This window comes from Microbacterium hydrocarbonoxydans (assembly GCF_900105205.1).
GTDB classification, from domain to species: domain Bacteria; phylum Actinomycetota; class Actinomycetes; order Actinomycetales; family Microbacteriaceae; genus Microbacterium; species Microbacterium hydrocarbonoxydans.
In genome coordinates, this window is sequence record NZ_FNSQ01000005.1 from 2,006,539 (window position 1) to 2,025,004 (window position 18,466).

Sequence of the window (18,466 nt, forward strand, 5' to 3'; positions counted from 1 at the left end):
GAATCTGTTGAGACGCGCGAAAATCGTCGCCACCCTGGGCCCCGCCACCTCCACCTATGAAACCGTGCGTGCACTGATCGACGCCGGCGTGGACGTCGCCCGCCTGAACCTCAGCCACGGCGACTACTCCGTGCACGAGAACAACTACGCCAACGTCCGTCGGGCAGCCGACGACGCCGGCCGCGCTGTCGCCATCCTCGTCGACCTGCAGGGCCCGAAGATCCGACTCGGCAAGTTCGAGGCCGGCCCCTACGAGCTCGCCAAGGGCGACATCTTCAAGATCACCACCGAAGACATCATCGGCAACAAGGACATCTGCGGCACGACCTTCAAGGGTCTGCCCCAGGACGTCAAGCCGGGCGACTTCCTGCTGATCGATGACGGCAAGGTCCGTGTCGAGGTCGTCGAGACCGACGGTGTCACCGTCACGACGCGCGTCATCGTCGCGGGTGCCGTGTCGAACAACAAGGGCATCAACCTGCCAGGCGTCGCCGTCAACGTCCCCGCGCTCAGCGAGAAGGACGAGGACGACCTCCGCTGGGGCCTGCGCATCGGCGCCGATCTCATCGCGCTGTCGTTCGTGCGCAACGCCGAGGACGTGTCTCGGGTGCACGAGATCATGGCCGAAGAGGGCGTCAAGGTCCCCGTCATCGCCAAGGTCGAGAAGCCGCAGGCCGTCGACGCGCTCGAGGAGATCGTCGACGCGTTCGACGCGATCATGGTCGCCCGTGGCGACCTCGGCGTCGAGCTCCCGCTCGAGGCCGTCCCGATCGTGCAGAAGCGCGCCGTAGAGCTCGCGCGTCGCAACGCGAAGCCCGTCATCGTGGCGACGCAGATGCTCGAGTCCATGATCAACAGCCCGGTGCCGACCCGCGCCGAGACCTCCGACGTCGCGAACGCGGTTCTCGACGGTGCGGACGCCGTCATGCTCTCCGGCGAGACCAGCGTCGGCGACTACCCGGTCGTGGTCGTGGAGACCATGGCCCGCATCATCGAGTCCACCGAGGAGCACGGTCTGGAGCGCATCGCGCCGCTCACGACCAAGCCGCGCACCCAGGGTGGCGCGATCACGCTCGCGGCCCTCGAGGTCGCCGAGTTCGTCGAGGCGAAGTTCCTCTGCGTGTTCACGCAGTCGGGTGACTCGGCACGCCGTCTGTCGCGTCTTCGTTCGCGCATCCCGATGATCGCCTTCACGCCGGAGCCCAGCATCCGCCGTCGCATGGCGCTGACCTGGGGCATCCGCTCCAAGCTCGTCGACATGGTCCAGCACACCGACCTGATGTATCTGCAGGTCGACGACTACCTGCTCTCCAGCGGCCTGGCCGTCGAGGGAGACAAGGTCGTCGTGATCTCCGGTTCCCCTCCCGGGATCGTGGGGTCGACCAACGACATCCGCGTCCACAAGGTCGGGGATGCCGTGAACGGCGCAGCCCCCATCTACAAGGAAGCCACGGTCTGACCCTGATCGCACGACGAAGGGGCGGGACGATTCGTCCCGCCCCTTCGTCGTGCCCGCGTGCGGCACGAGCGGCCCGTCAGCGGCGTATCGTCGTGAGGGACGTGCATCGGCGGGGGAGGGTGACATAGAGATTCTCAAGAGAGCGGGATGGTGGGCGGCGGATTATGCCTACGCGGCCTACTGGCAGGTCCGTTCGGCCTTCGACCATCGCGATGCGCAGTCCTTCACGGACGGCGACGCGGCACCGATCGTTATCCTCCCCGGCGTCTACGAGACCTGGCGCTTCCTGCAGCCGCTCATAGCCGCGCTGCATGAGCGAGGTCATCCCGTTCACGTCGTCCAGACCCTCGGCCGGAACCGGCGACCGGTGCGCGAAGAGGCGGACGCCGTCACCGCCTTCCTCGAGGAGCGCGGACTGACGGACGTGCTGCTGGTCGCCCACAGCAAGGGCGGGCTCGCGGGAAAGCTCGCGATGACGGGACCAGCGGCCCACCGTGTGCGTGCGATGCTCGCCATCGCCACCCCGTTCGGCGGCTCGCGATACGCGCGGATACTGCCGGGGCGGACGCTGAGGGCCTTCTCGCCGTCGCATCCGTCGATCGTCGAGCTGGCGCGCGCCCTCGACGCCAACCAGCGGATCGTGTCGGTCTACGCGGAGTTCGACCCGCACATCCCCGAGGGCAGCGAGCTCAGCGGCGCCCGCAAGAACGTACGCGTCGCGACCGGTGGACACTTCCGGATCCTGGCGCACCCGCGTGTCATGGCGGAGGTCGCGGCGCTGTCCGAGAACTGAGCGGGTCCTCGGCCCGCGGACTCGGCCGTCGATCGGAGGACGTACGGTGCCAGCTCTCTGCGGCTGTACTCTGGTGCAGGCGCTGGGGCCACGACCTCCGCAGCCCGCGCCCCATCATGGATGACCTGACGATCGAACCACCTGCAGTCGACGGCCCGCTGAGCGCCCCGACTCCGGTCGACGTGCCCTGCGACGCTGACGTCGTCGCCGGAATGGATGCCCTCCCCGCGATGCGCGCGGGCAGCATCGGCGTCCGCTATCGACTTGTCCGCCGTTTCCGGACGTACGACGCGATCGCCTGCGTCCCTGTCTTCCTCTCCCAGACGCGATCGAGCGACACGGCGACCTGGGAGCCGGGGGAGCGCATCCACGCGGGGCGGACGTATCGCCCCGTGACGGTCGGGGGCCTGCCGTTCGAGGCCACGCGCGAGAATCTGGATGCGATCGTCAGAGCCGCAGTCCCCGACACCGTCGTGCACGCCAGGGAGCCGGCCTTCGCGGAGCGCGAGCTCCATGACGCGATGCTGCCCGCCCTCGATCGCTACCTGCTGATCGATGACGAGGTGTGGATCGCAGTCTGATCCTGTTGGGTGCCGGCGGTGGGACTCGAACCCACACGCCCTTTCGGACAAAGCATTTTGAGTGCTCCGCGTCTGCCATTCCGCCACGCCGGCTCGTGTGTCGCGTCTTCGACTGTAGCGCAGGGCGAGAGTCGTCTCGGTCAGCCTGGGCGTCGCCAGAGGACCTGTCAGGCGCTCTCCACTAGGATGGGTCTGTGACCGAGCAAGAACAGGCAGCCGAGCAGCCCACGTCATCCGCACCCCGACGCGTCGTCGTCGCCGAGGACGAATCGCTGATCCGTCTCGACATCGTCGAGATCCTCCGCGACAACGGCTTCGATGTCGTCGGCGAGGCCGGCGATGGCGAGACCGCGGTGGCGCTCGCGACCGAGCTGCGCCCCGACCTCGTCATCATGGACGTCAAGATGCCTCAGCTCGATGGCATCAGCGCCGCCGAGAAGCTGCACAAGGGCAACATCGCCCCCGTCGTCCTCCTCACGGCGTTCAGCCAGAAGGAGCTCGTCGAGCGTGCGAGCGAGGCGGGCGCTCTCGCCTACGTCGTCAAGCCGTTCACCCCGAACGACCTGCTGCCGGCGATCGAGATCGCCCTGGCTCGCCACGAGCAGATCATCACGCTCGAGGCCGAGGTCGCCGACATGGTCGAGCGCTTCGAGACCCGCAAGCTCGTCGATCGCGCCAAGGGCCTGCTCAACGAGAAGATGGGGCTCTCCGAGCCCGAGGCGTTCCGTTGGATTCAGAAGGCGTCGATGGATCGTCGCCTCACCATGCAGGACGTGGCGAAGGCGATCATCGAGCAGCTCGCTCCCAAGAAGTAGGCGATGCTTCCGCTCGATGCGGAGCACTCGCTGCGACCGGTCCAGGTCGGAGACGGTGCCGCCCTGGCACGCGCCTACTCCGCGAACCGCGAGCATCTGGCACCGTGGGAACCCCGCAGGTCGCCGGAGTTCTTCACCGCCGGATGGCAGGAGAAGGACGCCAGGCGCTGCGTCGATGACGCGGCCGCCGGGCGCGGTTTGCGTTTCGTCGTGGAATCGTCCGACGGCGAGATCCGCGGCCGGATCAACCTCAACAACATCGTCAGGGGCGCCTTCCGCAACGCCGATCTCGGCTACTGGATCGATCACTCGGTTCAGGGCAGAGGACTCGCCTCCGCGGGCGTGCGGCTTGTCGCGGAGTATGCGGCATCCGACCTGGGCCTGCACCGGCTGCAGGCTGGTACGTTGCTGCACAACGCCGGCTCTCAGCGGGTGCTGATGCGGTGCGGGTTCACTCGGATCGGCATCGCCCCGAGATATCTGCAGATCGCGGGGGAGTGGCAGGATCACGTGCTGTTCCAGCTGCTGCTCGAATGAGCCCGCGTCTGTGAGAGACCGATTGCGCTCGCGAGCCTCGTTGATGCCGGCACCGGCCGCCGCTAGCGTGGAGAGCGAGGTGGTGACGTGATGGACGATGCATTCAAGACGGCTCTGGCGGGGCTCGAAGCTCCGGAGACCCAGCTGACGGAGCTTCCGTTCTCGTTCCTGTCCGTGCTGCCGATCACCGGCGCATCCGTCTCCACTCTCGGCGACTTCCTCGGCAGCCAGACCGTCTCGGCCACGGACGAAGCCGCAGCGTGGCTCGACGAACTCCAGCTCGATCTCGGCGAAGGTCCCTGCTGGGATGCGATGAGGTCCGCCAAGCCCGTGATGGAGTCCGAGCTTCGCGGACGCTCGGGCGCCGAGCGGTGGCCCGCCTTCGCCCGGGCCGCCCAGACCGGAGAGGCCGCCTCGATCTTCGCCTTTCCGCTGGCCGTGGGCGGCCTGCGATTCGGCGCCATAGATCTGTACTCTCGCCACGCATTGCGTCTGGATCAGGTCCAGACGTCGCGGGCGTCAGCCATGGCAGCGGTCGTCGCCCGGCGGGTGCTGAGGGACCGGATCGACGAGCTCGAGGTCCCGGACGAGAGCACGCTGCCTCCGTTCTCGCGACGCAAGGTTCACCAGGCGACCGGAGTCGTGCTCGCGCAGCTCGACATCGATGCCGACGAGGCGCGCCTCCTGCTCCACAGCCGCGCGTTCGCGACGGAGAGCTCGGTGATGACCGTCGCCGAGGACGTGCTCGCGGGGCGAATCGTCTTCACCAGGGAGTCCGGCGCGATCGAGGTCGACTCATGACCGCGATCGAGCGGGATCGGCGTCTGCTGCGCACCTTCGCCCAGCTCGCCGACACGCTGGTCGACGAATACGACGTCGTCGAGCTCATGCAGCAACTGGCGGACACCTGCAGGGAAGAGTTGGGCGTCGCCGCTGCGGGGATCCTGATCGCGGATCCGAGTGACGAACTCGAGCTGGTCGCCTCGACGAGCGAGTCGGCACCCGTGGTCGAGGCCCTGATGCTCGGCTCCCAGGGGCCCGCGGTCGCCAGCTATCAGCGCGGCCAGACGGTCGCCGTCCCCGTCATCGATGAGCTCGGGCCCGGTTGGGATGATTTCCGGCTGTCTGCACGGGCTTCGGGGTTCACCTCGATCGTCGCGATCCCGCTGCGGCTCCGCGACCAGACCATCGGCACCCTGACGCTGCTGCAGACGGCCGGCGCGATGCCGACCGACGACGACCTCCTCATCGCGCGTGCTCTCGCAGACGTCGCCACGATCGGGATCCTCCACGAGCGGGTGCTCCGCGAGACGGAGATCCTCTCCGCGCAGCTGCAGCACGCCCTCAACAGCCGTATCGTGATCGAGCAGGCGAAGGGCGTCGTCTCCTACACCAAGGGAGTGCCGATCGATGAGGCGTTCACGCTGATCCGGGAGCATGCGCGCCGGCATTCCCGTCGGTTGGGAGATGTGGCCCGCCAGATCGTGGAGCGCCGACTCACGCTCGACTAGGGTAGCGGTGCGTGGCTGTCAAGGCCCACGCGGATCGTATGATCGATTCCTACGCTGACACATGATGCCCCGGACCCCGGCATCCTCGCCCATCGAGATCGGGGGTTCGGATGAAGCACATCGTGACGTCCATCGGTACGTTTCGCACGGGAGATCTGCTCGCAGAAGCGGTCGGACGCTACGCGCTCGCACTCGCGCACGCCTACGATTCGGCGGTCGTCGACGTGCCGTATCTGTCTGCGGGCGGGACGCTCCGGCGCGCGGAGCTGCGCGTCGGCTGGTTGGTCGACATCGGGATAGTGACTGCAGACGGCGACGAGGAGGAGGTGGTCGACCCCGACGCTCTCCGCATCCTCGTCGACTGCTGCGACGAGCTGGAGCGCGACAGGTGGCCGCAACTGCCGCCCGAGCAGTCCTGGGCCTATTGGGAGACCGTGCTCTGACAGGGGAGCGGAGTCACCGCCCCGGTGCGTCCTTGATCATGTTCGTGATCCGGATCGTCGAGCAGCGGCGGCCCTGGTCATCGGTCACGACGATCTCGTGCACGGTGATACTGCGGCCGAGGTGCACCGGAGTGCAGACCCCGGTCACCACCCCGGAGGTCGCCGAGCGGGTGTGGGTGGCGTTGATGTCGACGCCGACCGCGAGCCGTCCCGGCCCTGCATGCAGGTTGGCTGCCATGGAGCCGAGCGACTCGCCGAGCACCACGTACGCCCCGCCGTGCATCAGACCGACAGGCTGGGTGTTGCCCTCCACGGGCAGTGTCGCGACGCACCGTTCGGTGGAGAACTCGAGGAACTCCATCCCCATCTTCTGAGCGAGAGCCCCCATGCCCCGGGCTGTCGCCCAGTCGAGTCCTGCATCGGTCGTGGGCTCGCTCATGCATCCTCCTCAGCGGGTGTCTGTCGTCCTCGTTAGGCTGACAGGGTGACGGACTCCGCAAAGCCTACCCTCATGGTCGTCGACGGCCATTCGCTCGCCTATCGTGCCTTCTTCGCCCTGCCGGTCGAGAACTTCACGACCAAGGACAACCAGCACACGAACGCCATCTACGGCTTCCTGTCGATGCTCGTGAACCTGATCAAGGCCGAGCAGCCCACGCATATGGCGATCGCGTTCGACACCTCGCGCCACTCGTTCCGCACCGACGTGTACCCCGAGTACAAGGCGACCCGTTCGGAGTCCCCGCAGGAGTTCCGCGGTCAGATCCCCCTCCTCCAGGACTGCCTGGCGGCGATGTCGATCCCGGTGCTGACGAAAGAGGGGTTCGAGGCCGATGACATCCTCGCGACGCTCTCGACGCAGGGCGCCGAGCAGGGGTACGACGTGCTCGTGGTCTCGGGCGACCGCGACACCATCCAGCTCGTCACCGACGACGTGACCCTGCTGTATCCCTCGGTCCAGGGCGTCTCGCAGCTCAAGCGGTACGACCCCGTCACGGTGCAGGAGCGTTACGGCGTCCGGCCCGAGCAGTACCCCGACATCGCGGCGCTCGTGGGGGAGACGAGCGACAACCTCCCCGGCGTGCCGAAGGTCGGCGAGAAGACCGCCGTCAAGTGGCTCACCCAGTTCGGCTCGCTCGACGACCTGCTCGACCGCGCAGAAGAGATCAAGGGAGTGGTCGGCGGAAACCTGCGCGATCACATCGAGGACGTGCGGCGGAATCGCCGCCTCAACCGCCTGCTCCGCGACGTCGAGCTTCCGGTCGCACCCGGCGATCTCGCGGTCGCTCCGATCGACCCGCAGGCGGTCCGCGACATCTTCGCGCGCCTCGAGTTCCGCACTCTGCTGCCCCGCGTGTTCGAGGCCGTCGGCGCCGGCGAGGTCGCAGACGACCCCGCGACCGTTGTGGTCATGCCCGAGCCCGTACAGGTGTCCGCCGACGAGTTCCTCGTGTGGGCCGAGGCTCAGTCCGGCGATGTCGCGCTCCGCCTGCTCCTCCAGGGCGGCCTGCCGTCCCGACTGGGTGCCGCGACCGACGGCGAGCTCCGGGAGCTGGACTGGTCCGACGATGTCGCGACCGCGCTGCGGGCCTGGCTCGAATCCGACAGTCCCAAGGTGCTCCACGACGCCAAGCCCCAGGTGAAGGCGCTGCGGCGTGCGGGTCTCGGCCTCGGAGGGCTCGCCTACGACACGAGCCTCGCCGGCTGGCTGCTGCGGCCGAGCTTCCCGGACAAGACCCTCGGCGACCTCGTCGAGCGGTATCTGGGAGAGAAGCTCCCCGAAGCCGACCCCACCCAGCTGGTTCCTGAGACAGAGGGCGCCACGCCCGCGCAGGAGGCCTGGTTCGCCCTCCGGGTGGCGACAGCGCTGCGCGAGGACATTCCGGAGTCCGTGGCGGCCGTCCTCACCGACATCGAGCTGCCGACTCTTTTGACGCTCGCCGACATGGAGGTCGCCGGAGTGGCCGTCTCGCACGACGTGCTCTCGACCTTCTCGGGCGAGCTGGCCATCCGTGCCGACGGGCTCGCGAAGGAGGCGTTCGGGATCGTCGGTCGCGAGTTCAACCTGGGCTCGCCCAAGCAGCTGCAGGAGGTGCTGTTCGACGACCTGCAGCTTCCGAAGACTCGCAAGACCAAGACGGGATATTCGACGGATGCCGCGGTCCTGGCCGACCTGCAGGAGTCGCATCCGCATCCGTTCCTCGGCCTGCTGCTCCAGCACCGCGAGGCGACCAAGCTGCGGCAGATCATCGAGTCCCTCGACACCGCCATCGGCGCTGACGACCGGGTGCACACGACCTACGTGCAGACGGGCAGCCAGACCGGTCGCCTGTCGAGCACTGACCCGAACCTCCAGAACATCCCGGTGCGCACGGAGGAGTCGCGGCGCATCCGCAGCGCATTCCAGGTGGGTGAGGGATACGAGACCCTGCTGACGGCCGACTACTCGCAGATCGAGATGCGGATCATGGCGCACCTGTCCGGCGACGAGGGCCTGATCGAGGCGTTCAACAGCGGCGAGGACCTGCATCGTTTCGTCGGCGCTCGGGTCTTCGGCGTCGATCCGTCGGATGTGACCGCGCCGATGCGCACCAAGGTGAAGGCGATGTCGTACGGCCTGGTCTACGGTCTCTCGGCATTCGGCCTCTCGAAGCAGCTGCGCATCGAGCAGTCCGAGGCGAAGCAGCTGATGGTGGAGTACTTCGCGCGGTTCGGTGCGGTGCGCGACTACCTCAGGGCGTCGGTGCTGGCAGCGAAGGAGGTCGGCTACACCGAGACGATCTTCGGCCGCCGCCGACCGTTCCCCGATCTCGCGAGCCCCAACAGGGTGCTGCGGGAGAACGCCGAGCGCGCGGCGCTCAATGCTCCGATCCAGGGGAGCGCGGCCGACATCATGAAGATCGCGCTGCTCCACATCCACGACGACCTGAGATCCGAAGGGCTGGCCTCCCGGGTGCTGCTGCAGATCCACGACGAGCTCGTGGTCGAGGTGGCGCCGGGGGAGTGGGACGCCACCGAGCGGATCGTGCGCGCCCGCATGGGCGATGCCGCCGATCTGCGCGTCCCGCTCGACGTCCAGGTCGGCCGAGGGCTCGACTGGAACGAGGCCGCGCACTGACTCCGCACCGTCGCCGCAGGCCGATATCCTGCGGCGACGGTCCCGGACTACGCTGAAGGGATGACCTCTTCTCCCCGAACCCCCACTGCCATCGACACGGTCGCCGATGAATGGGTCGACACCCTCGCGGTGCTCGCTCCGACGCTCGGCACGTACATCGGTCGGGATGAGGTGAACGACCGATTCGGTGATCTGAGCCCGGCCGGCCACGAGGAGATCGCGTCCGCCACCCGCACGACGCTTGCGAAGCTCGCAGCGCTCGAACCCGTCGACGCGATCGACGAGGTCACGAAGACCGACCTCTCCGCCGAGCTCGCCCTCGACCTCGAGCTGCACGATGCGAACTGGCACCTGCGCGACCTCAACGTGATCGCCTCGGCGGCGCAGGACGTGCGTTCGGCATTCGACCTGATGCCCACGGCGACGGCAGATGACTGGAACGTCATCGCGACCCGCCTCGCGGCCGTTCCCGACGCGCTGCGCGGCTACACCGAGACGCTACGGGCCGGTATCGTTGCCGGCGTCACGCCTGCCCGACGCCAGGTCGTCGAGGTCGCCACGCAGATCGATCGATACACCGCCGACGACGGCTTCTTCGCGGCGTTCGTCGCCGAGGCGGCGCCGCAGGAGGGCAACCTGCCCGCCTCGCTCGCCCGCACCCTGGCCGACAACTCGGCCGCGGCCCGCGTCGCCTACGACGAGCTGCGCAGCTTCCTCGCCGAGGAGCTGGCCCCGGCCGCCACGGAGGTCGACGCGGTGGGCCGTGAGCTCTACGCGCTGAATTCCCGCCGCTTCCTGGGTGCGACGATCGATCTCGACGAGACGTACGAGTGGGGCCGTGAGGAGCTCGCGCGCATGGTCGCCGAGCAGACCGCCATCGCGAACGAGATCCTCCCCGGCGCATCGGTCGAGGAGGCCGTCGCGCACCTCGAGGCGGACCCTGCCCGCAAGCTGGTCGGCACGGACGCCCTGCAGCGATGGATGCAGGAGACGAGCGACCGTGCCGTCGCCGAGCTCGGCGCCACCCACTTCGACATCCCCGAGGCCATCCGCACCCTCGAGTGCATGATCGCGCCGACCCAGGAGGGTGGCATCTACTACACCGGACCGACGGACGACTTCTCTCGCCCCGGTCGCATGTGGTGGTCGGTTCCCGAGGGGGTCACGGAGTTCGACACCTGGCGTGAGCTGACCACGGTCTACCACGAGGGTGTGCCAGGGCATCACCTGCAGATCGCGCAGGCGGTGTACAACCGCGCCGAGCTGAACTCATGGCGTCGCCTGCTGGCGGGGACCTCTGGACATGCGGAGGGCTGGGCGCTGTACGCCGAGCGACTCATGCAGCAGCTCGGGTACCTCGACGATCCGGCCGACCGCCTCGGCATGCTCGACGGCCAGCGCATGCGCGCGGCGCGCGTCGTGCTCGACATCGGCGTCCACCTCGGAAAGCCGCGCCTCGACGGCGAGGGCACCTGGGACGCGGACTACGCGCTGGGCTTCATGCGCAAGAACGTGAACATGTCAGATCAGTTCGTGCAGTTCGAGGTCAACCGCTACCTCGGCTGGCCGGGGCAGGCACCCTCGTACAAGGTCGGTCAGCGCATCTGGGAGCAGGTGCGGGACGCGTACCAGACCGAGCGCGGCGCCGACTTCGACGTGAAGGAGTTCCACAAGCGGGCCCTGGACATGGGCGGTGTAGGACTGGACACGCTGCGCACAGCGCTCCTGAAGCGCTGAGGGAATGCATCCACCCCGCTCGCTGTTCATTCAGCTGAATAGAAAGGGCTGACATGAGCATCGAATTCGGGCTGGACACCTTCGGAGACATCACGAGAGGCGACGACGGCGAGCTCCTCACCGGCGCGCAGACGATCCGCAACATCGTCGAGCAGGCCGAGCGGGCCGACAGCGTCGGCGTCGATTTCTTCGGAGTGGGGGAGCACCACCGCACGGAGTTCGCCGTCTCTGCACCCGAGATGGTGCTCGCCGCGATCGCCGCACGCACCCGCAGCATCCGCCTCGGCACGGCCGTCACAGTCCTGTCGTCTGATGACCCTGTGCGCGTATACGAGCGTTTCGCGACCCTGGATGCCCTCTCGAACGGCCGCGCCGAGGTCGTGCTCGGCCGTGGGTCTTTCATCGAGTCCTTCCCGCTGTTCGGCTACGACCTCCGCGACTACGACGCGCTCTTCGAGCAGAAGCTCGAGCTGTTCGTCGAACTCCTCAAGGAGGAGCCCGTGACCTGGTCCGGCACGATGCGCGCGTCGCTGGAGAACGCGAACGTCTTCCCGAAGACGGAGAACGGTCTGCGCACGTGGGTCGGTGTCGGCGGCAGTCCCGAATCGGTCGTGCGGGTGGCCAGGCACGGGCTCGGTCTGATGCTCGCGATCATCGGCGGTCCTGCGGGTCGCTTCCGTCAGTTCGTCGACCTGTACCACCGCTCGGTCGCCTCGTTCGGCACGACGTCGCATCCGATCGCCGTCCATTCGCCTGGTCACATCGCCGACACCGACGAGGAGGCATGGGAGGCCGCGTACTCCGGGTTTGAGGCGATGAACAACACCATCGGTCGCGAGCGCGGGTGGCCCCCGTACAGCAGGGCACGGTTCCAGAACGACGTCGGCCCCGCCGGCGCGCTGTACGTCGGCTCCCCGGACCGGGTCGCCGCGAAGATCGCAGATACGGTCACGACCCTCGGTCTCGGACGCTTCGATCTGAAGTACGCCACGGGCACGCTGTCGCACGATGCGATGATGCGCAGCATCGAGCTCTACGGCACCGAGGTCATCCCACGGGTGCGAAAGCTGCTCGCAGACCGCGACTGACCCACGCGCTCGGCAGCGCGCCGGACGCCTCTACGATGAAGGCATGGCCAACACCGCGCTGCCGAGCCGGGCATCGATCGCCGGACGTCTCGACGAGCTTCCGTTCACGCGTCGCCATCTTCGTCTCCTCACCGGTTCCGGGGTCGGGTGGGCGCTGGATGCCATGGACGTCGGGCTCATCTCGTTCATCCTCGCCGCTCTCACCCAGCAGTGGGGCCTGAGCAAGACGGATGCCGGCTGGATCGCCTCGGTCGGATTCATCGGGATGGCGCTCGGTGCCACGCTGGGCGGTCTGCTGGCCGACAAGTGGGGCCGGCGACAGGTGTTCGCGCTCACCCTGCTGGTCTACGGCGTGGCCACCGGAGCCAGTGCGCTCGTCGGGGGACTCGCTGCCCTGCTGGTGCTCCGCTTCCTCGTCGGACTCGGGCTCGGCGCAGAGCTGCCCGTCGCGTCAACGTACGTGAGCGAGTTCGCGCCCGCTCGTATCCGCGGCCGCCTGATCGTCATCCTCGAGGCATTCTGGGCGCTCGGCTGGACGGCGGCCGCGCTGATCGGGTTCTTCGTGATCCCGGCATCCGATGCGGGCTGGCGGTGGGCATTCGCACTCGGGGCGATCCCGGCCGTGTACGCGCTCATCGTGCGTTGGGGCCTTCCGGAGTCCCCGCGATGGCTCGCATCGCGCGGGCGGATCGCCGAGGCGGATCGCATCGTCTCCGCCTTCGAGGCGGATGCCGGCGTGATCGCCGAACCAGCGATCCGGCGTGAGCCGGTGTCCCGCGCCATCGCCATCACAGCCAGGGCGCGGCTGACGACGTTGTGGAACGCCGAGTTCCGGGTGCGCACGGTGTGCCTGTGGATCGTGTGGCTCTGCGTGAACTTCGCGTACTACGGCGCCTTCATCTGGATCCCCAGCATCCTGGTCGATGCAGGTTTCGACCTCGTCCGATCCTTCGGATTCACGCTCATCATCACCCTGGCGCAGCTGCCTGGCTACGCCGTGGCCGCCTGGCTGATCGAGGTGTGGGGACGACGGATCACCCTGTCGGTGTTCCTGATCGGCTCGGCCGTCGCGGCCGTCTTCTTCGGCACCTCCACGACCGAGGCGGCCATCATCGCCTCGGGGATGGCCCTGTCGTTCTTCAACCTCGGAGCCTGGGGCGCGCTGTATGCAGTCACCCCGGAGATCTACCCCACCTCGCTGCGCGGCACGGGTGCAGGCTGGGCCGCCGGTGTCGGCAGGATCGCGTCGATCATCGCCCCGCTGGCGGTGCCCGTGCTGCTGGTCGCCGGGGGAGCGCCCGTGCTCTTCGCGGTCTTCGGAGCCTGCTTCGTCGCAGCGGCAGCGGCCGCGTGGGGGCTCGTCGACCGAGGTGGCGTCGCCCTCGACGATCGGTGATGCGCTGAGTGTCCGACCGCGGGAATAGGCTGTCGAGGTGACAGACGTGCGCTACGTGGCCATCGGCGATTCCTTCACCGAGGGAGTGGGTGACGTGCTGCACGACGGCCGGGAACGGGGCTGGGCCGACCTCGTCGCCCAGGGGTGGGCGGATGCTGCAGGGCACGCGATCAGCTACGCCAACCTCGCGATCCGTGGCAAGCTCGCCTGGCCGATCGTCGAGCAGCAGCTCGAGCCGGCGCTCGCTCTGCGTCCCACCCACCTGTCGTTCAACGGCGGTGGCAACGACATGCTGCGTCCGCGCACCGACCTCGAGCACATCGCCGACGCCTTCAGCAGGGTTCTCCGTCGGTGCGACGAGGAGGGCGTCACCCTCATCCTGCTCTCCGGCGCGAACCCGAGCGGGCAGTTGCCCATGGGCTCGCTCGTCCAGCGTCGAGGTGACCAGCTGTCCGAGGCGGTGCTGCGCCGCGTCGAGGGTCGCGACGATGTGGTGCGAGCGCTGAACTGGCCGGATCGCGAGCTCGCGCGGCCCGCGTACTGGTCGGAGGACCGCCTGCACATGAACGCCGCCGGACATCACCGGGTCGCCGCGCGCGTGCTGCACGGACTGGGCTTCGAGCCGCCGGCGACCTGGTGGTCGCCGACCTCCTTGGCGGCTGCGGGGCCGGCGGGCCTGGCCTACTACCGCGAGTTCGTCGGCCCGTGGGTGAGGCGGCGTGTCACTCGGACCTCCTCGGGCGACGGACGCGCGGCGAAGTACCCGGCCTGGGTCGAACGGGTCCCACACACGTGACCGACATCGAGATGCGGCGCATCGCAGGAGGTCAGGTGACCCTCCACGATGCGCGCCGCAAGGTCGAGCGGACCGTGCGTCTCGGCGACTTCGAGATCGGCGTGTTCCCGATCACGGAGGAGCAGCTCGCCGAGGTGCTCCCGATCGCCTCGCGGCATCCTCGTCGACCGGCGGCGGATCTGAGCTGGCTGCGCGCCGTGCACTTCTGCAACGCCGCCTCGGAGTGGGAGGGCCTCGAGCCCGTCTACCTGTTCGACGGCGAGGAGATCACCTGGGACGTCACCGGCGACGGCTACCGACTTCCGACAGAGGCCGAGTGGGAGTTCGCCTGCCGCGCGGGTTCGAGCGGTCCGCACTACGCGCCGCTGGCCGACGCCGCCTGGACCGCGGCCGACGGTGTGCCGACACCGCAGGACGTCGGAGGCAAGCTGCCGAATCTGCACGGCCTGTTCGACACGCTGGGCAACGTGTGGGAGTGGTGCTGGGATCTACTCGACCCGGCCCGGTACGACGACTACAGGGTGTTCCGCGGCGGCGGTTTCGCAGACGACGCCTGGAGCGTGCGGGCTTCCGTCCGCCGTGGGGGAGGGCCCCGGATGCATCATGAAGACGTCGGCCTCCGGGTCGCCCGAGGCGGTTTCGACACTCCGGGCGAGGCGCAGGGCTGGTCCGTGCGCGCCGATCGCGAGCGAGCCGCCTTCGATGGCCCCGTGCCCTTCGGCTGGACGCCTCCCTCTCGGCCCGGTCGGCGGTAGCACGCGGCGGATCAGTGCGACATCGGCCTGATCATGTAGGTGCTGGGGCCGTCGGGCTCGGCGAAGCCGAACTTCGCATACAGACCGTCCGCGTCGCTCGTGGCGAGCATGATCCGCTTCACGGTCGACGAGTGCTGCAGGTCGTCGATCACACCGGTGACCAGCATCCGCCCGATGCCGCGGCCCCGGGCGGATTCGTCGACGAAGACGTCGCACAGCCACGCGAAGGTCACCCCGTCGGTCACCACTCGGGCGTAGGCGACCTGACGGTCGTGGTCGTCGCGGATCGAGTAGTTCCGAGAGGCGTCGATCGCCGCATCCTGCATCTCTCTCGTGCGCCCCTTCGCCCAGTACGCCTGTTCGCTCAGCCAGCGATGTACCAGCTGACGGTCGATCAGCGCGGGGTCATCGGAGAAGGTGAAGCTCGGTGACATGTCACTCATCCTAGGGAGCGTCGGCGCCGGCGCTCGGGGTCCAGCCCCATCCGGATCCGTGTCTTCTTGCGTTCGATCACGATGAACACGACACCGAGGATCCAGAGCGGGATCGGCATCAGGAAGGCGATCCGGAACGCCTCGAAGGAATACGTCTCCGGCGTCCCGGCACCTTGGAGGTCGAGCGCGAAGCCGATCAGGAAGATCGCGATGAGAGCGGCGATGAATCCGCCCGCGTTCGTCACGCCGGTCGCCGTGCTGAGGCGGTGCGACGGGTTGTGCGTGCGCGCGTGGTCGAAGGCGATCATGCTGGCCGGCCCGCCTGTGGCCAGAGCGACCGCCAGTGCGTAGAGGAGCCAGAGCGGAGCAGGCTCCGGCATCGCGATGACAGCGATCCACGCCAGCATCTGGACGCCGACCGCGGGGAGGACGAGAGCGACCGACCGCTGATTGGGGAGCCGTCGGGAGAGATCGCCGATGATCGGGCCCAGCGCCATCCCCGCGACGACGTAGACCGAGATGATGCCGGCGGCATGCGCGGTGTCGAGCCCTTGCGCTGCGGTGAGGAACGGCATGCCCCAGAGCAGGATGAACGCGGTCCCGGCGAAGGGCGTCGTGAAATGCGACCAGAATGCGAGGCGAGTGCCGGGGTGCGCCCACGCCGCTCTGATGCCCACTCCGGTGTCGACGGACGACGTGACGACGCGGATCACCCCGGTGTCGGTGTCGACGCTCACGTCGGCTTCTCGGTCGGCCGGGTGGTTGCGGATCAGCAGCGCGACGAGAATCGTGAACAGCACGCCGAGCCCCGCGATGCTGCCGAAGGTGATGGTCCAGGTGGTCGCGTGCAGCAGCGCCGCCAGGGGGACCAGCGCGACCAGCTGACCGGCTTGCCCGATAATCCCCGTGAACTGGACCATGATCGGCCCGCGCTGCGCCGGGAACCACGTCGCCACGAGCCGCAGCACGGCGGGGAAGATCGCGGCGTCCCCGGCGCCGAGCAGGATGCGGGCGAAGATCGCGATGCCGATGCTCGGTGACAACGCCATCGTCAGCTGGCCTGCCGCCATCAGCAGCATCCCGACGGTCATGATCGGGCGAGAGCCGAACCGGTCGAGCAGGATGCCGATAGGGATCTGCATCCCTCCGTACACCGCGAGCTGCACGACCGCGAAGAGGGCGAGCGTGGAGGCATCGGCCTGGAACCGGTCTGCGGCCTCGACACCCACGGCGCCCAGCGAGGTGCGATTCGTGATCGCGAGCACGTAGGCGGCGACCCCGACGCCCCAGATGAGCCAGGCTCTCCATCCCGGAGTCGTCACGGGGGAGCGGGGAACCTGTTGCACTCCTCCTACGGTACTCCTGGTCGGCACCCTCACCTGCTCTATTCGGGTGACCTCGATGCCACGCAGGCAGCGATCACCGCAGCCGGTGGAACCGTCACTCAGGGGCCGTACGAGTTCCCCGGTGGCCGACGACTGCATTGAGTTCCGGACCGAAGGTCCCACCGACGGTGTGAACGAGGGCGAGTGCGGAGCCTGCTAGGCGGCTTCCTGGTAGGCCTGAACGACCCATCCAAGAAGTTCCTCATCGACATCGGTGACCGAGCGGAGTTCGATGTGATGCATCCAGGTCCGCGGCGACGGATGGACAACCTCCTTGATCGTGAAGAGCTCAGCGGTCCCTTCGTCGCGACAGAAACGACCATCGGTACTGCGCTCGTGATGTAACGAGAGGGGTTCCACGCATAGGCGAAAGGGCGCCGCGCCCAGAATGCCACCTGGCTCCGAGTCACGATGAGTCGAACATGCGCGAGAGCACTGACAGAGCGAGCGAAGACGCGGTAGATCTCGACCGCCCGTTCATCAGGAACGAACAGCTGTTCTCCCACCATCTGCATCGTCACACCGGGTGTGCCGTCACGCCCCGAGGATGCCGAGCACGTGGAAGGTCACGTAGACGGGCCAGACCGCTGCCTGAAGCAGGCCGAGAACGACGTCCCACAAACCCCCGCTGGAGTTCGAGACGAAATAGATGACAGCACCGATGTAGCAGAGCAGGAAGAAGAACCCCCATGGGCCGGCTTTCTCAACGACCCTGATTCGACTCGGTTGTTCGTGCATGGACGGAGCTTCACACAGCCCGGGCGCAGCTCCTGGGTCGGAAGTCCTTTCAACCTTGACCCATGACCGAGACGGTCATGGGTCGCCTCTGATCCAGTCCCTGCGGGACCAATGACCCTGCATGGGGTTCGCGAAGTCGGGAAGTCTGTGGATAGCGCGCGATATCGCCCGCACCGAAGAGAGGACGAGCAATGAGCACTCCCACCGTGGCGCGCAGCGACAACGACATCCAGACCGCCGTTCAGGACGAACTCGATTGGACCCCGGACGTGGACGCCGCCGGAATCGGCGTTGCTGTCGAGGACGGCGCCGTGATCCTCACTGGTGAGGTCGACCAGCACTCGGAGCGTCTCGCTGCCAAGCGTGCGGCACGGCGTGTGAGAGGCGTGTCGACCGTCGTCGACGCATTGACCGTGCACCCGAAGGCATCGATCACGATCACGGACACGGACGTCGCCCGGGAGGTGCGACGCGCTCTGCAGTGGGCAGACAATGTCCCCGACACAGTCAAAGCTGAGGTGTCGGATCACAACGTGATTCTCACCGGCGAGGTTCTCTGGGACTTCCAACGCCGGGCCGCGCAGCGAACCGTGCAGCATCTGCGCGGGGTGCATCGGGTCGACAACAGGATCACGCTGTTCGCTCGAGTCTCTGCCAGCGATGCGAAGGAGCGAATCAGGAACGCGCTTGTCCGCAACGCGCAGCTCGACGCCAACCACATCGTCGTCACCGTCATCGGGAACAGGGCCACCCTGTCCGGACATGTGCGGTCGTGGGCAGAGAGGGAGCAGGCAGGTCGTGCCGCGTGGGCCTCTCCTCACATCACTGAGGTCGAGAACAACGTGAGAGTCCAGTCAGATTGATGACGAGAGCGTTCGCT

Annotated in this window: 20 protein-coding genes and 1 tRNA gene; 15 read left to right on the forward strand and 6 right to left on the reverse strand. The window is 67.9% G+C overall.

Annotation, left to right across the window (positions count from 1 at the left end):
• Window positions 1-7 precede the first annotated feature (7 nt).
• The 3 genes from pyk to BLW44_RS09935 all read left to right on the forward strand — a co-directional run bounded on the left by pyk (window position 8) and on the right by BLW44_RS09935 (window position 2,833).
• Window positions 8-1,459, forward strand: coding sequence for a pyruvate kinase (gene pyk / locus BLW44_RS09925; protein ID WP_060926003.1), 1,452 nt, complete (start codon window positions 8-10; stop codon window positions 1,457-1,459).
• A 367-nt stretch (window positions 1,460-1,826) separates the two neighbouring features.
• A complete protein-coding gene (locus BLW44_RS18530) occupies window positions 1,827-2,252 on the forward strand; it encodes a hypothetical protein (protein WP_338061382.1) in 426 nt (141 codons plus the stop codon).
• Between the two features lie 116 nt (window positions 2,253-2,368).
• Window positions 2,369-2,833 carry a hypothetical protein gene (locus BLW44_RS09935; protein ID WP_060926002.1) on the forward strand — a complete coding sequence of 155 codons (465 nt, stop codon included), beginning with the start codon at window positions 2,369-2,371 and terminating at the stop codon, window positions 2,831-2,833.
• 10 nt (window positions 2,834-2,843) lie between these two features.
• Here the strand turns inward: BLW44_RS09935 and BLW44_RS09940 are convergent.
• Window positions 2,844-2,926, reverse strand: a tRNA-Leu gene (locus BLW44_RS09940).
• Window positions 2,927-3,027: 101 nt separating this feature from the next.
• Between BLW44_RS09940 and BLW44_RS09945 the strand changes: the two genes are divergently transcribed.
• The 5 genes from BLW44_RS09945 (at window position 3,028) to BLW44_RS09965 (ending at window position 6,139) form a co-directional block, all read left to right on the forward strand.
• Entirely contained in the window at window positions 3,028-3,648 is a 621-nt protein-coding gene (locus tag BLW44_RS09945) for an ANTAR domain-containing response regulator (RefSeq protein ID WP_042536652.1), read from the forward strand.
• Between the two features lie 3 nt (window positions 3,649-3,651).
• Window positions 3,652-4,185, forward strand: a complete 534-nt coding sequence (locus tag BLW44_RS09950; RefSeq protein ID WP_060926001.1) for a GNAT family N-acetyltransferase — start codon at window positions 3,652-3,654, stop codon at window positions 4,183-4,185.
• 90 nt (window positions 4,186-4,275) lie between these two features.
• The gene (locus BLW44_RS09955; RefSeq protein ID WP_060926000.1) at window positions 4,276-4,986 is read left to right on the forward strand and encodes a GAF and ANTAR domain-containing protein; all 711 of its coding nucleotides are present in this window, start codon (window positions 4,276-4,278) and stop codon (window positions 4,984-4,986) included.
• Window positions 4,983-5,696 carry a GAF and ANTAR domain-containing protein gene (locus BLW44_RS09960; RefSeq protein WP_060925999.1) on the forward strand — a complete coding sequence of 238 codons (714 nt, stop codon included), beginning with the start codon at window positions 4,983-4,985 and terminating at the stop codon, window positions 5,694-5,696. Before BLW44_RS09955 ends, BLW44_RS09960 begins: the two co-directional genes overlap by 4 nt.
• A gap of 122 nt (window positions 5,697-5,818) precedes the next feature.
• Window positions 5,819-6,139, forward strand: coding sequence for a hypothetical protein (locus BLW44_RS09965; protein WP_139305265.1), 321 nt, complete (start codon window positions 5,819-5,821; stop codon window positions 6,137-6,139).
• Window positions 6,140-6,152: 13 nt separating this feature from the next.
• On the opposite strand, the gene BLW44_RS09970 is transcribed toward BLW44_RS09965, so the two are convergent.
• Complete coding sequence (locus BLW44_RS09970) at window positions 6,153-6,578, reverse strand: hotdog fold thioesterase (RefSeq protein WP_060925997.1); 426 nt, start codon at window positions 6,576-6,578, stop codon at window positions 6,153-6,155.
• A gap of 45 nt (window positions 6,579-6,623) precedes the next feature.
• Here BLW44_RS09970 and polA point away from each other — a divergent pair, with 45 nt between their 5' ends.
• The 6 genes from polA to BLW44_RS10000 are packed head-to-tail and all read left to right on the forward strand — an operon-like array spanning window position 6,624 to window position 15,029.
• Entirely contained in the window at window positions 6,624-9,257 is a 2,634-nt protein-coding gene (gene polA / locus BLW44_RS09975) for a DNA polymerase I (protein ID WP_060925996.1), read from the forward strand.
• Window positions 9,258-9,317: 60 nt separating this feature from the next.
• Window positions 9,318-10,994 carry a DUF885 domain-containing protein gene (locus BLW44_RS09980; protein WP_060925995.1) on the forward strand — a complete coding sequence of 559 codons (1,677 nt, stop codon included), beginning with the start codon at window positions 9,318-9,320 and terminating at the stop codon, window positions 10,992-10,994.
• Window positions 10,995-11,047: 53 nt separating this feature from the next.
• Window positions 11,048-12,082 (forward strand): LLM class flavin-dependent oxidoreductase, encoded by a 1,035-nt coding sequence (locus tag BLW44_RS09985; protein ID WP_060925994.1) that lies wholly within the window; start codon window positions 11,048-11,050, stop codon window positions 12,080-12,082.
• Between the two features lie 43 nt (window positions 12,083-12,125).
• The gene (locus BLW44_RS09990; RefSeq protein WP_060925993.1) at window positions 12,126-13,478 is read left to right on the forward strand and encodes an MFS transporter; all 1,353 of its coding nucleotides are present in this window, start codon (window positions 12,126-12,128) and stop codon (window positions 13,476-13,478) included.
• A 46-nt stretch (window positions 13,479-13,524) separates the two neighbouring features.
• Complete coding sequence (locus BLW44_RS09995) at window positions 13,525-14,274, forward strand: SGNH/GDSL hydrolase family protein (RefSeq protein WP_060926050.1); 750 nt, start codon at window positions 13,525-13,527, stop codon at window positions 14,272-14,274.
• Window positions 14,275-14,285: 11 nt separating this feature from the next.
• A complete protein-coding gene (locus tag BLW44_RS10000; protein ID WP_060926049.1) occupies window positions 14,286-15,029 on the forward strand; it encodes a formylglycine-generating enzyme family protein in 744 nt (247 codons plus the stop codon).
• Window positions 15,030-15,040: 11 nt separating this feature from the next.
• Here the strand turns inward: BLW44_RS10000 and BLW44_RS10005 are convergent, their stop codons facing one another.
• The 4 genes from BLW44_RS10005 to BLW44_RS10025 all read right to left on the reverse strand — a co-directional run bounded on the left by BLW44_RS10005 (window position 15,041) and on the right by BLW44_RS10025 (window position 17,586).
• Entirely contained in the window at window positions 15,041-15,463 is a 423-nt protein-coding gene (locus tag BLW44_RS10005; protein ID WP_082724465.1) for a GNAT family N-acetyltransferase, read from the reverse strand.
• 5 nt (window positions 15,464-15,468) lie between these two features.
• On the reverse strand, window positions 15,469-16,809 hold the full coding sequence (locus BLW44_RS10010; RefSeq protein ID WP_060925991.1) for an MFS transporter: 1,341 nt from the start codon (window positions 16,807-16,809) through the stop codon (window positions 15,469-15,471).
• Window positions 16,810-17,004: 195 nt separating this feature from the next.
• Window positions 17,005-17,208 carry a DUF5655 domain-containing protein gene (locus tag BLW44_RS18650; RefSeq protein WP_369690615.1) on the reverse strand — a complete coding sequence of 68 codons (204 nt, stop codon included), beginning with the start codon at window positions 17,206-17,208 and terminating at the stop codon, window positions 17,005-17,007.
• A 174-nt stretch (window positions 17,209-17,382) separates the two neighbouring features.
• Window positions 17,383-17,586, reverse strand: a complete 204-nt coding sequence (locus BLW44_RS10025; RefSeq protein WP_060925989.1) for a hypothetical protein — start codon at window positions 17,584-17,586, stop codon at window positions 17,383-17,385.
• Between the two features lie 191 nt (window positions 17,587-17,777).
• On the opposite strand from BLW44_RS10025, the gene BLW44_RS10030 reads away from it, so the two are divergent.
• Window positions 17,778-18,449, forward strand: coding sequence for a BON domain-containing protein (locus tag BLW44_RS10030; protein ID WP_060925988.1), 672 nt, complete (start codon window positions 17,778-17,780; stop codon window positions 18,447-18,449).
• The last annotated feature ends 17 nt before the right edge of the window (window positions 18,450-18,466 follow it).

Bases quoted from the DNA above. Each gene is read 5' to 3' on its own strand.
- BLW44_RS09935 (WP_060926002.1), top strand. From the start codon at position 2,369: ATGGATGACCTGACGATCGAACCACCTGCAGTCGACGGCCCGCTGAGC.
- BLW44_RS09950 (WP_060926001.1), top strand. From the start codon at position 3,652: ATGCTTCCGCTCGATGCGGAGCACTCGCTGCGACCGGTCCAGGTCGGA.
- BLW44_RS09955 (WP_060926000.1), top strand. From the start codon at position 4,276: ATGGACGATGCATTCAAGACGGCTCTGGCGGGGCTCGAAGCTCCGGAG.
- BLW44_RS09960 (WP_060925999.1), top strand. From the start codon at position 4,983: ATGACCGCGATCGAGCGGGATCGGCGTCTGCTGCGCACCTTCGCCCAG.
- BLW44_RS09970 (WP_060925997.1), bottom strand. From the start codon at position 6,578: ATGAGCGAGCCCACGACCGATGCAGGACTCGACTGGGCGACAGCCCGG.
- BLW44_RS09980 (WP_060925995.1), top strand. From the start codon at position 9,318: ATGACCTCTTCTCCCCGAACCCCCACTGCCATCGACACGGTCGCCGAT.
- BLW44_RS09985 (WP_060925994.1), top strand. From the start codon at position 11,048: ATGAGCATCGAATTCGGGCTGGACACCTTCGGAGACATCACGAGAGGC.
- BLW44_RS09990 (WP_060925993.1), top strand. From the start codon at position 12,126: ATGGCCAACACCGCGCTGCCGAGCCGGGCATCGATCGCCGGACGTCTC.
- BLW44_RS10000 (WP_060926049.1), top strand. From the start codon at position 14,286: ATGCGGCGCATCGCAGGAGGTCAGGTGACCCTCCACGATGCGCGCCGC.
- BLW44_RS10005 (WP_082724465.1), bottom strand. From the start codon at position 15,463: ATGTCACCGAGCTTCACCTTCTCCGATGACCCCGCGCTGATCGACCGT.
- BLW44_RS10025 (WP_060925989.1), bottom strand. From the start codon at position 17,586: ATGCACGAACAACCGAGTCGAATCAGGGTCGTTGAGAAAGCCGGCCCA.
- BLW44_RS10030 (WP_060925988.1), top strand. From the start codon at position 17,778: ATGAGCACTCCCACCGTGGCGCGCAGCGACAACGACATCCAGACCGCC.